This window comes from Amycolatopsis sp. NPDC004079 (genome assembly GCF_040610415.1).
Taxonomy (GTDB): Bacteria; Actinomycetota; Actinomycetes; order Mycobacteriales; family Pseudonocardiaceae; genus Amycolatopsis; species Amycolatopsis halotolerans.
This window is the reverse complement of the sequence record NZ_JBEXMH010000007.1, coordinates 14,872-25,612: the sequence shown is the minus strand read 5'-3', so window position 1 is coordinate 25,612 and position 10,741 is coordinate 14,872. Positions and strand designations below refer to the sequence as shown.

The window sequence follows — 10,741 nt, the reverse complement described above, 5'->3', positions numbered from 1 at the left end:
CGCGCGCACCAGCCACCTGCAGCGAAAGGACCTCGACAATGCACCCCACCACGACACCGCCCGAACACGAACAGGCGACCGCCACAGCCGTCACCCTCGGCCTCGACCCGCGCGGCTACCCCGACGGCGGCGAATTCCTGCCCTGGGGCTCATCGGCCGCCCCGCTGCTCGACGACGAGGACCAGGAAGACCTCGAAGACGCGCCCTGCACCGTCCTCGACTACCTCATCGACCAGGCCGGCGCCGAGGGGATCGGCCTGGTCGAATACCTCGGCTACCGCGGCATAGGCCCCGAGGCCGAGCCGGACGACGCATTCGAAGACGACGACGACCTCTGACCGCGACGCCGCATGCCTCCCGCGCCCCGGCGCGCGCCCGCTCGTACCCCGGACCCGTAGCCCGCTCGCACAGCCGTCGCCTGCAACACAACCGGCCCGGTCGGCGACTGGAGAGCAATGAGCCGCATGAGCATGGACGAGGAAACCGCCTTCGCGATCGTGCACCGCGTGCTCGGCGCGCAGGTCGACCCCTACGGCGCCGGCGGGAGACAGCACGCCGCGGACGCACTCCTGCACTTCCCGGACGGCCGGGAAGGAGCGCTCAAGGTGGGCTCGCTCGGCCCGCCCGCGGAAGCCGCGATCACCGCCATCCTCGCCAAGGACGGATGGACCCCGCGAACCGTCCAGGGCCTGCGCCGCACCTGGATCGCCACCCTCCCGCGGGACTCCTCGCCCGCCCAACCGGCCGAACTCGACGACCTGCTCCTGGAATGCGAACGCCACGGCGTCGCATCCCTGGACCAGCTCTACAGGCTCGCGCTCAGCGGCAAAGCCACCCGCGACGTTCTCGCATGGGCGGATGCCGGCGCGTCGGCGGTCGCCGTCGAGGACAGCGACCAACGCCCGTCGCAAGCATGGGTGATGCCCGGCGGCGCGACGGGCAACGGCGCCGAACTGCTTCCGGCCGAACTCGACGCAGCACTGGCAAGCCCGATCCTGCAGTCGCAACTGGCGAAACTGAACGACACCGGAACCGCCGAACGCCACCTGTTCCTCTGGATCCGGACGGAAGCGTTCCCTTTCGCCGTCATCGACACCCTGTACTTCGGCGGCGCGCTCCCGACCGGACGGCCCATCCTTCCCGCCGGCCTCGCGCAGGTCTGGCTGGCCAGCGGCCACCACGCCGGCGGAGTCGTGCGCGCCATCGCACACGACCGTTGGGCACGGGACCACCCGTACGACTGAGCGCGGCCCGGTTCCCGTCCGGCCACCAGCGGCCCGGGCCCAAAACCGACCGTGCGTCTTGCTCCGATCCCGCAAGCGTCGTGAAGGACGCCACCATACTGACGAACTTCACCGCGTCGCCGGAACTGGCCGGTCTCCTGGGCGCGACCGGGCTCGCGCTCGTGCGGCCGCGGATGTCCGACGTCGTCGGGTACTCCACGACCTGCCGGGGGTCGTTGGCCGGCGCGCCGCCCGTCGTGTCCGTGCGGTCGTTCCCGGACGGGCGCCTCTACGTCCGGGCCCACCATGCGGACTGGTCGGTGCCGGCGGAGGACAACTCCGCGAGCTACATCGTGTCCGGGCTCGGGATCAACGGCATGCCGATGCTGTTGGTGCGCTCCTCGGCGGAAGTGGTCGGGAGCTGGGTTCTCTTGCGAGCCCGGGGGAGCGGCGGTTCTGGCATTGTGTGGTGATGGCCCGTGTCCCCTGAGTCCACGCGGTCGCGACGCTTCGGAGCGAAAACGAGGACGCAAACCATGATCGCTGACAGATTCGCCCAGCGTTTCGACGCCGCGATCGGCCTGATCACTGGCCACGATGCGATCATCACCCAAGTCGGAGGGCTCGAGCTCCTGCTCTTGGTCGTCGGCGACGAGCCCAGCCTCGCCGGCCGCGCTCGCGGAATCCTGGCCTCCCACCTCGCCTCCTGTCGCGCCATGAGCAGTCATTCGCCGTTCCTGGTGTCCGAACTGGAGAAGGCACTGGCGCAACTGCCCGAAGATTCGCCCTGATCGGCTCGCCGCTGAGGGGCATCGCCGATTGGCGGACGGGCGACGAAGGCCGCAACCCGCGCTGCGGGCCCTGGGCGCTGGTCCCGCCGTCCGGCATTGGCCGGGCAGCCGCGGCTGCGGGAGGAGCTGGAGCGACTACCGCCGGTCCTTCACCTGGCAGCGGCTCGACGGCGGCCACCGCTGGCGCGGCGACTGCGAGGCGGTGCTCGCACTACTGCGGACGATGCGAGGTTCCGCGGCGCTGGCGGCCAGACCGCCCGGCGGGTCCCGGGCCGCCTGTTTCCTCCGGCGGCGTGCGCGGGCCTTGGGCGTCGCCTTCGGGATGACGAGTCCAGATCCATCCCATGCCGTGGCCGAAGCCGCCGAGCGGCGCACGGTCCCGTCTCAGGTATCCGTTGTCTTCCAACAAGTTCGCGAGCCGACGGACGGCCGACTCGCCCCAGCCCCGGACCGCGAAGTCCGACAGCCGCTTCGGCGTGGCCAGGTCGAAGTGCCCCAGCCAGTAGTAGAACCCATAGCCGTCGAAGCCCACCACGGCGGGATCGGGTCCGGCGCTGCGTTCGGCGTCCATGCCTCAGAGCCTATGCGCGCACGCAGGCTGAACACAAACATACCCTATCTATTTACATAGGGTATGCGATTGGCTAGTGTATGGTCTCGGGCCGGCGGCCACGGAGCAGGAATGCGGGACGCGCCCGGCCATTCCGCCGCATGCCTGCGGCGTGCGGATCCGACCAGGGGAGGGTTTCGATGGCCTTCGACAAGAGCAAGAGCCGCGGCTTTCGCGCTGCCGCGTCCTACGAGGAAGAACTGGCCGGGGCCACGATCCCGGCACCGGTCGAGGACTACGCCGACAGGCTGGCCGGGTACTTCGCCCGGGGCGGCACCCCCACCCCTTTTCACGACTTCCGGTTCGGCGGGGACTGGGAGCTGGCCATCGGCGAAGCGATCGAGGACGGGCATCGCGAGCTCGGCGCGAAGCCGAGGAACATCATCGTCGGGAAATACGGCGCGGTCGCCCTCAATCCGAGTTCGTGTTTCGGCGGGTGGGGGCACACCCGCGTCTACTTCCTCTCCGACTGCAGCACGCCGCAGGCTCCTGCGTTTGTTCCCGTCTACGCGGACCCCGAGTTCGAGTCCGTCTTGACCGAGGAACACCGCCGGCAGCGGGCACGGGCCGAGGACCAGCGGGAGCAAAGGCGGGCGCGCATCGCGCGCCAGGCCGGTCGCCGTCGCCTGCCGTCGCCTGGCGGACAACGCGCATCCGAGGCGTCGTCCCCGGCCGCGACCAGTGAGGACGACCGCATCCTGGCCATGCTCGCGGGTTGCAGCTTCGGCCCGCTGGCCCAGCTCAAGCTGCCTTCGGGAACGATGCTCGGCAGCACGGAGGCCGGGCTCTGGACCGGGCTCTACGGCGAGGATGCGCAGTAGCCGGAGGCGACGCGCGCCCGGGGGCGAGCACGGCGACCATCGAATGCGAAGGACGGATCTGTGGAACGACAACCGAGGACGATCGGCGTCAATGCGGTCCGGTGCGGAAGCATCCAGTCGATCGCCGACTCCGGCGCGGAGGAGTGCTTTCTTCTGCGGGCGGACGGGCAGCCGAACGACACGGCCGTGCAGCTCGCCGTGCGGCAGGCGAATCTGGCGCAGTTCATCACGACCATCGTCGAGACTGCCCGGCGCGAGTTCCCGGACGCCATGCGGACCGTCCCGCCGCTGTGATGGCCTGCAGCCGGCGACAGGCGAGATCTCCTGCCTGCCCGGCGATGCGACGACCGCGAGCCGCCAGCCGCGGCGCATCACGGCGCGGTCGATCCCGCCGCAGCCGACCGCGGGCAGCCGCAACGCCGGCGAACGAAGCCTGCGAGCCCGGCCGCGCCCCCTGCTGCCGCCGCGGATCTGCAGCGACGATCGCGCAGCACTGGCCGGACGTAGTCGAAAAGCCTGCCGGGGAGAGGAAGAATCCCTGAATGCGCATCTGGTCGAGGTCGAGACGGATCGGCGGGTCATCCTCGCCGGGGAGGTCCTGGACGACGGCCGCGCGACGGTTCAGTACGCCGACGGGAGGGCGCGTTGCCGTGCTGAACGGCGACAACCTCGATGCGGTCCTCCCGGACGGCGCCGGCGACAACCTCGGAACGGTGCTGCGCACGCCCGCCGACGGCGCGTCTGTCGCTCTCGGCAGCTGACAACCCGACAGGAACAGGAGAAGTCCGTGCCGCAGCCCAAAGACCACCGCGTGACGATGACGACCCGCAACGGCGATACGAACACCCGTGCCATGACCGAGGAAGATGCCCGCCGCGCGGAAGACCTGCAGTTCGACGACGCGTCGAACATCGCTGTCGTGACCGTTCAACCGCCTCGGACTCCGTGGTGAACCGACTGCGGGCGAACGCTGGCTGTGCTCCGGCGAGGATCACGAGAGGTCATCACTGAGAGCGTCCACTTGGTAGCTAATTTATTATTGTCAATGACAATAATAAATGGTAGGTTCGTGCCAGCGACGAGAGAGGGCGGAGCGACGCGGATGGCTGGCGAACCTGGCAACGAGATACCGAAGGCCTACCGCGAGGTGGTGCGGTATCAAGTGCGGCGGCACGGATGGCGCTACGAGACGGGCAAAGGGCACCCGAAGCTCTACCCCGCGCGGCGCGTCGCCTGGCCGATTCCCGTGTCCACCACGCCCAAGAGCGGGCGGTCGCGGGCGCTGTCGAATTTCATCGGCCAGATCCGCCGGTCCGGCGGGACCTGGCCCCCGGCGGGAAAGGAATGACCGTGGACGACTACAGCGTCGCCGCCACGTGGAGGATGCCGGAGGGCGGAGAGCCCCTGGCCGACCACGTCGCCGCGTCCGACCGCCTGATCGACGTGCTGAGCCCGCACGAGGGCGCCGCCAGCGTGGGCCCCGACGGGTGGCAGGCGATCATCTCCGTCTCCGCTCCCGGTGCCGTCGACGCCCTCACGTCGGCCGTGGACGTCCTGCTCGCCGCCGGCGCCGAGGCCGGGATGCCGGAGTGGGACCTCGTCGAAGCCCGGACGGTCCGCGCCGACGTCTTCGACGAAGAGAACAGCCGGCCGAAGCTGCCCGACCTGGTCGGCGTGCCCGAGCTCGTCGACGTCCTCGAGGTGAACAGCCGGCAGCACGCGCGTCAGCTGGCCCTGGAGAACCCGCGCTTCCCAGCGCCTCTCTACCCGGACAACCCCGGGCCGCTGTGGGACCGGTCCGCTGTGCTCGAGTTCAAGAACAACTGGGTGCGCAGGCCCGGCCGGCCCCCGACGCCCTGACTCTCGAAAGCCGACCCCTGACGGCCTCCGAACTCCGCCTCTACCCGCTCCGCCGGTCGCCGCGATCGAACCGGAATGCCCGTGCCCGCACCAGCGAAGGACGGTCCCGATGAACACCAGCAACCCCCGCCCGGCCCCGGCCGGACGCGCTCTGTCATGGCAGGTCGACGACCCGACCGCCCCAGCCCGTCCCGACGTACGGGCAGCGCTCGCGCGCGCCGACGCGCGTCAACCCTCCAGCCGCATGGCATCCGTGGGCAATGCGGTCCTGTTCTGCGTGCCGCTGGTGCTCTTCCAGACGACTGCCGCCGAGATCGCGACCAGCGGGCTGAACGCCCTCGGCCTGCACACGCAGGTGCCGCCGGGCGCGGTCGCGCTGCTGGCGCTCCTCGTCGTTGCCGCCGTGTCCGTCCTGCAGCTCGCAGGAGCCCTGCGGCAGAGCATCCGCTGGCGCGACGTCCGGGCAGCGCAGGACGCGCTCGACGTCTGGTCCGAGCAGTACCAGATCGACCGGAACCAGCTGCCCGACGGACAGGTCCGCGCGGATGCCGACCGGATCGACGAGACGATCCACGCGATCGACACCTCCCGGGCCCGCCGGGACGGGTGGATCGAGGACGAGTTGCTCCGCACGCTGCGGGCGCGGCAGTGGTCGATGCTGACCCGCCAGCGCGACAGCGTCGAGGTCCGGACCGAGCTTGCCGAAGCCGAACAGCTTGCCGAACACAGTCCGGCGCTGGTCGTCGTCGCGCGCGACCGCCACACGGAAATCACCGACCTGGACGCCGAACTCGCCCGCTTCGCCGAGGAACTGGAGGAGCTGCGGTCTCTCGTGAGGGCATTGGACGAGGCACTCGACGATGCCGACCGCGCTCGCGCGCAGCGCGAGCGGGCCGACGACTTGGCCCGGAAACTCGGAGGCGACGCGCTGCCCGCGGAGGACGCAGAGGCCTGGCACCGGCGGCTGCGCGACGAGGCACTGGCCGAAGGCAGCGCCGACGCCGACCTGACCATTCTGGCCGCACAGTTGCAAGCGATCACCCGGCATGTCGCCGAAGGGGCCCGCAGCGGGCGGGCCGGCTGACCGAACCTTGCGCGCTGGGCTGGCACCCCGGAAGACGGACACGGCCGTTGTGCAGGACGCCTGCGTCGCGACCCGCCGCCCTGCGCCTGCGCCACGCAGCTGAACTCTCGGTCCGGCGCATTGACTGCGATTCCCGCGCGGATCCGTCGACGGGCCGAACATCGACGGGGTGAGCGCGAGGCCCCGTCGCCGCGCGGGAAACATCGGGAAAGAAAGTGGAAACAGCAAGATCCCGCAATTCCGGGTTCCGGCAGGCGACAGTCGATAGCGCGCGGCCGAGTCGGAACGATCCGCCCCCGCAGAGAGCAGGTCCGCAAGCGCGGCGGCGGAGTTCGGACGGGAGAAGCGAGCGACGGCCCGGGACTGGTGGTGCGGGCGAAACTGATCGCCGTCATCGACCGTGTCGGATGGGCCGTCATCGCCGCTGCGAGCGAGACGGGCGGTGTCCTTGTCCTGCACCGCGGGCATGACCAGACATGGTTGCCTTCGCTCAGCGCCGAGGGTCTGCCGCCGCTGCTCGTGCAGTCGGTGCGCTCAACGCCTGGCCTCCCGGCAGGTCGCGGCCGGCGGTTTCGAGCCGGGCCAGATCACCCAAGCATGCGGTCCACCGGTGCGCTGGCACCCGGGGACCTCGGGCATCTGGAATTGGTCCGGCAGCTCTGCTGCCAGGGCACCGGCGCGTCCCATCGTTCTCACGGTCGCCGTTCTCGGCTGGCACTCCACTCGCCGTCGCTGAGTGCCGCGGCAGGGAAAGCGACCCGACTGCCGGGGATCCGCTGCGGCCGACCGAGACCGGACGCCATCGGCAAACTCCGCACGAAGGCGGCTGCGACATCGCCGTCGCCGCGCCGGTCGAGCGGTGGCGCCCGCGCGACACGGCAGCAGCGGGCCCGGACGCATCGGGCACCGGATCCCGAGCCTGCGCAACCGCGCGGCTTGTCGACGACCGCACGCCATTTCTCAGCGAACAGCACCCGCGCCCGCGCCGTTGTCCGCACGTACCAACGAGGGAACCGACATGAACGACACCACCGGGCCCGGCCCCAAGAACCCGCCGACGGGCACCGGCTGCGGCGACAAGACCCAGACCAGCGAACAGAACGACCGGATCGAGGCTCTCTATCGAACGTTGTCCCAGCTCGGCGCCCAGCCCCAGCACGGCCCGGCCGGCTCGTCCCGTCCGCGTGCGCACCCGCCCGAGGGCATCGGCGACGGCGTCGAGATCATGCTCGGGGACACCGTCTCGGCCTACTTCGAGAAAAGCGATAGCGACCTCGGACGCGTCGGGCAGGTCTCGATCTCGGACACGACAGTCCGCACCTGGCAGTTCGACGCCGATGCGCTGCCGAGCGAGTCGGACCTGCTCGCCCTCATCGACAGATTGCTGCGCCAGCCGCCCGCAGGACCGACTTGAGCGCAACCGCGTCGGTGTCACGACTGCGCCCGCAGTCCGTCAGCCGTTGGGCCGGAACAACGGGCGTCGACCACGAACGTCGAGGCGCGGGCATCGGAACCTTGCCAATCGTCCTCGCCCGCGGATCGGGCACGGCCTGACCGCCGCCTCGTGAACGTCTCGTAGCCGAGGAAACCCGGAGCAGGACTGGTTGTGCTCAAAGGACGTCCGTCCTGCTCGTCGATCGCCCCGCTGCCGCATGCCCAGGCGCGCGCGGGACGTCGCACACGAAGGGAGAGAACGGATGCTGCACGCATGCGAGGCGATCCAGTCCGGCGCCGACGGACACGGCCGTCATGCCCGCGGCGCGACGCTGCTGCCTGGCGGCTGGGCTGACAGCGGCGTCATGCCCGTTGGGCCTCGACGTGTGGGAGCTGTGCGCTGCGGAATCTGGCGCGTTCCTGGTGCGGCGCACCAGCCTGGTGCTCGGCCGGTCACAGGTGTGGGAGACCTACCGCCGAGAAGACGAGGAAGAGCCCATGCGCGGGCTCTTCGAGCGCATCATGCGCGGCGAAGCGAGGTGACTGGTCTTCGACGCGCCGCGGGAGTCCACGGTGTCGAGCGGGATAATGGTTGCCGCGTATTCCAGCCGACTGTCTCCGGGAGCCAGGAGCACGGCGGGAAGCACACGATGCGGGTCTCCCGGAAGCCGCGAGTACGGTCTGCTCTTTTCTCTGACTGCGAGTTCGACCGGCTCGTCGAAGTGCGGAACAGTCCCGAACACCGAGTCTCGGCGCGGGAAGCGCTCGGTCCTCGCCGTTCGGGCCACCGGTCTTTCCCTGCCCGGCATCGGGCGGGGCGGTGACATGCGCGATGTCACCGCCGTGTCCGCGATGTCACTAGCGGTGCCGGGTGCGTGGCTCATAGGTTTCGCGTGCACGGCGAATTTCCGTGCAGGGCCCCGGTCGGCACGCTCCTTCAGGGGCCGTCCGGTCGCGGGCGACGTGGGCGGGACCTTGCGAGGAATTGGGGTTGGCGTGAGCCGAAACCGGAGTTGTCGGTGTGTCGCGTGGCGTCGGCGGGCGAGCGGAGCGACGGCCTTTGTCGCCGCATTGGCGCTGCTGGTGCACGAAATCAACGGCTTCGTGCACCACATCGTTGCCTGACGATGCCGCGCGAAGACGTGCGGAACACAAGCAGGGTCAGGAGAATCGCAGAACTGTCGCTTCGGCTGCGGCGGGCAGCTTGCGGGTCAGGATGTCGCCGCCGCGGTCCTGCGTGTCCACCAGGTAGGCGTAGACCTGCAACGCCCGGTTGACAGTGTCGGTCAGCGTGTCGCCAGTGCAGCGGGCCGCGGCGCGCCATGCCTTCGCGGAGGCGTCGCTCAGCAGCACGGTCAGCTGTTCGTGGCCGTCTCCTCGGATGTCCGGCGTCCCCGGCGGCTCGTCCGGCGGGTCGAGAAGGCGGCGGACGTCAAGAACCGGGGCAGTCATCACTTGTCCTTCGCGACGGCAGCGGGGGCGAGTTACACGGTATCGGGTCCATCCGGCCCCGGTCGGCGGCGTCGCCATCGGCGGATCCGAAGGGTCGGTCTAGGCATGCACCGCACAGTAAACGGTGCATGCCTTGCACAGTTCACTGTTCCGGCTCTCCGCGCACCGGCCACGAGGACGCGAGCCTGGCTCTGCGATCGGGAAACGCCCCTGCCCCGATGTGAAACAGCGACCGCTTCCCCCGCAATGCCGCGTGAGACAGAGTCGGCAGCGGAACGACTGAGGCTCGACCGCGCCGTCCACACGGTCGGCGCGCACCCGCAACCGTTCGGTCGAGCATTCCGGGAAGGCTGGCCAGTGACAAGCTCCACTGTGGACCTCACCGTCGCGATCGGGCGACCGGTCAACGTGATGGCGCTGCTGCACGAGCGCGACAGGCTGCTCGGCACTCCCGATGACGAGTGTTTTCTGCCCGTCTGGCAGCGCGGCTGGCGCGGCCCGGAGCCGTGGGACGGCGCGCCGCTGAAGAGGCGGCGGTCGTGAAAGACACCGCCGCCCGGATCGGCGAAGCCTGCGAGGCACTCGCCAGCGGCCGGGAGATGCTCTCGGGCCTGCTCGGTCGCGCGCATCCCCTGCCCGGCTGCCTTCCGGTGCCTGAGCTGCGGGTGCCCGCCGACCGGACCGGGATCGCCGAGGCCGGGACCGAGATGTACGCGAATCTGTTCACCGAGCACGGCCACCGTGCGACGTCATGGATCGCCGCCCGCACGTCCTGCACCCACCTGCCGGCCGAGCAGGTCAACCAGATCCACAGCCTGCTCTGCTGTTGGTACCGGTTCCTGTTGTCCGCAGCCAGGCACGTCGAGGACGAGAACAAATACTCACCTTTCGACCTGGACTGGTGCGCGGCGCGGCTCGCCGAGGAGATCGCTGCCGTCGACGCAGAGGTGCGGGACGCCTGCTGACCATCTCCGGCGGCGCGGGGGCGCAGCCCGAGATGGTCAGCAGGCGAGCGCGTGGTGAATGCGGACGTCTCGCGTGGCCTGCGGCCCGGCGACACGCTCACCTGCCGAGGCCGCGAATACGCGTCCCACGGCCACATCGGATGGGAGCAGGGCGCGAAACACGACCGCGAATACGCCGCCGACCCCGTTTTCGCGCCGGGCGGCGGCAAGATGATCGTCCGAATCTGCTGCACGGACTGACCGCCAGCGCCGCGCCGCGGCGGGTCTCACGGTTCGAACAGCAACCGGACGTTGGCATGCCGAGCCGTGCCAACCGCGCATCAGCCCGGCGATGCCCTCGAGGGCCCGCGTTCCATGCGCGCAGCCCCGTTCCCGGCTCGCACTGCCCGAACCGCCCCTCGTCGGAGGGCCTGCGGCGGCACCGCGTCGGCTATGCCTGCCGAGCCCGGCTGCGGGGCAAGGCTGCCGAACCACATCCGCTTCGGCAGCGAAAAGAAGGAG

At 70.3% G+C, this 10,741-nt stretch carries 17 protein-coding genes; 15 read left to right on the top strand and 2 right to left on the bottom strand.

What is annotated here, in order from left to right; translation table 11 throughout:
- The first annotated feature begins 38 nt into the window (after positions 1–38).
- The 4 genes from ABZX37_RS09875 to ABZX37_RS09860 all read left to right on the top strand — a co-directional run bounded on the left by ABZX37_RS09875 (position 39) and on the right by ABZX37_RS09860 (position 2,014).
- Complete coding sequence (locus ABZX37_RS09875) at positions 39–338, top strand: hypothetical protein (protein WP_354737838.1); 300 nt, start codon at positions 39–41, stop codon at positions 336–338.
- Between the two features lie 126 nt (positions 339–464).
- Complete coding sequence (locus ABZX37_RS09870) at positions 465–1,244, top strand: hypothetical protein (RefSeq protein WP_354737836.1); 780 nt, start codon at positions 465–467, stop codon at positions 1,242–1,244.
- A gap of 80 nt (positions 1,245–1,324) precedes the next feature.
- Positions 1,325–1,696 carry a hypothetical protein gene (locus tag ABZX37_RS09865; RefSeq protein ID WP_354737834.1) on the top strand — a complete coding sequence of 124 codons (372 nt, stop codon included), beginning with the start codon at positions 1,325–1,327 and terminating at the stop codon, positions 1,694–1,696.
- Between the two features lie 63 nt (positions 1,697–1,759).
- Positions 1,760–2,014, top strand: coding sequence for a hypothetical protein (locus tag ABZX37_RS09860; RefSeq protein WP_354737832.1), 255 nt, complete (start codon positions 1,760–1,762; stop codon positions 2,012–2,014).
- A gap of 211 nt (positions 2,015–2,225) precedes the next feature.
- On the opposite strand, the gene ABZX37_RS09855 is transcribed toward ABZX37_RS09860, so the two are convergent.
- Complete coding sequence (locus ABZX37_RS09855; RefSeq protein ID WP_354737831.1) at positions 2,226–2,585, bottom strand: hypothetical protein; 360 nt, start codon at positions 2,583–2,585, stop codon at positions 2,226–2,228.
- A 179-nt stretch (positions 2,586–2,764) separates the two neighbouring features.
- On the opposite strand from ABZX37_RS09855, the gene ABZX37_RS09850 reads away from it, so the two are divergent.
- From ABZX37_RS09850 to ABZX37_RS09815, 8 genes are all read left to right on the top strand, one after another.
- Positions 2,765–3,445, top strand: a complete 681-nt coding sequence (locus ABZX37_RS09850; protein WP_354737829.1) for a hypothetical protein — start codon at positions 2,765–2,767, stop codon at positions 3,443–3,445.
- Positions 3,446–3,505: 60 nt separating this feature from the next.
- Positions 3,506–3,739 carry a hypothetical protein gene (locus tag ABZX37_RS09845; RefSeq protein ID WP_354737827.1) on the top strand — a complete coding sequence of 78 codons (234 nt, stop codon included), beginning with the start codon at positions 3,506–3,508 and terminating at the stop codon, positions 3,737–3,739.
- A gap of 493 nt (positions 3,740–4,232) precedes the next feature.
- On the top strand, positions 4,233–4,397 hold the full coding sequence (locus tag ABZX37_RS09840; RefSeq protein ID WP_354737825.1) for a hypothetical protein: 165 nt from the start codon (positions 4,233–4,235) through the stop codon (positions 4,395–4,397).
- A 150-nt stretch (positions 4,398–4,547) separates the two neighbouring features.
- Positions 4,548–4,793: a hypothetical protein gene (locus tag ABZX37_RS09835; protein ID WP_354737823.1), complete on the top strand. Its 246-nt coding sequence runs from the start codon at positions 4,548–4,550 to the stop codon at positions 4,791–4,793.
- A gap of 2 nt (positions 4,794–4,795) precedes the next feature.
- Positions 4,796–5,305: a hypothetical protein gene (locus ABZX37_RS09830; RefSeq protein ID WP_354737821.1), complete on the top strand. Its 510-nt coding sequence runs from the start codon at positions 4,796–4,798 to the stop codon at positions 5,303–5,305.
- A gap of 109 nt (positions 5,306–5,414) precedes the next feature.
- Positions 5,415–6,389, top strand: a complete 975-nt coding sequence (locus tag ABZX37_RS09825; protein WP_354737819.1) for a hypothetical protein — start codon at positions 5,415–5,417, stop codon at positions 6,387–6,389.
- 1,018 nt (positions 6,390–7,407) lie between these two features.
- Entirely contained in the window at positions 7,408–7,803 is a 396-nt protein-coding gene (locus ABZX37_RS09820) for a hypothetical protein (RefSeq protein WP_354737817.1), read from the top strand.
- A gap of 335 nt (positions 7,804–8,138) precedes the next feature.
- On the top strand, positions 8,139–8,366 hold the full coding sequence (locus tag ABZX37_RS09815; protein ID WP_354737815.1) for a hypothetical protein: 228 nt from the start codon (positions 8,139–8,141) through the stop codon (positions 8,364–8,366).
- 618 nt (positions 8,367–8,984) lie between these two features.
- Here ABZX37_RS09815 and ABZX37_RS09810 read toward each other — a convergent pair.
- Positions 8,985–9,275 carry a hypothetical protein gene (locus tag ABZX37_RS09810; RefSeq protein ID WP_354737813.1) on the bottom strand — a complete coding sequence of 97 codons (291 nt, stop codon included), beginning with the start codon at positions 9,273–9,275 and terminating at the stop codon, positions 8,985–8,987.
- A 357-nt stretch (positions 9,276–9,632) separates the two neighbouring features.
- Between ABZX37_RS09810 and ABZX37_RS09805 the strand changes: the two genes are divergently transcribed.
- From ABZX37_RS09805 to ABZX37_RS09795, 3 genes are read left to right on the top strand one after another with little or no spacing between them, the layout of a single operon-like run.
- Complete coding sequence (locus ABZX37_RS09805; RefSeq protein ID WP_354737811.1) at positions 9,633–9,818, top strand: hypothetical protein; 186 nt, start codon at positions 9,633–9,635, stop codon at positions 9,816–9,818.
- Positions 9,815–10,240 (top strand): hypothetical protein, encoded by a 426-nt coding sequence (locus ABZX37_RS09800; protein ID WP_354737810.1) that lies wholly within the window; start codon positions 9,815–9,817, stop codon positions 10,238–10,240. The genes ABZX37_RS09805 and ABZX37_RS09800 overlap by 4 nt, the downstream gene beginning before the upstream one ends.
- 51 nt (positions 10,241–10,291) lie before the next feature.
- Positions 10,292–10,480 carry a hypothetical protein gene (locus ABZX37_RS09795; RefSeq protein ID WP_354737808.1) on the top strand — a complete coding sequence of 63 codons (189 nt, stop codon included), beginning with the start codon at positions 10,292–10,294 and terminating at the stop codon, positions 10,478–10,480.
- Positions 10,481–10,741: the final 261 nt, after the last annotated feature.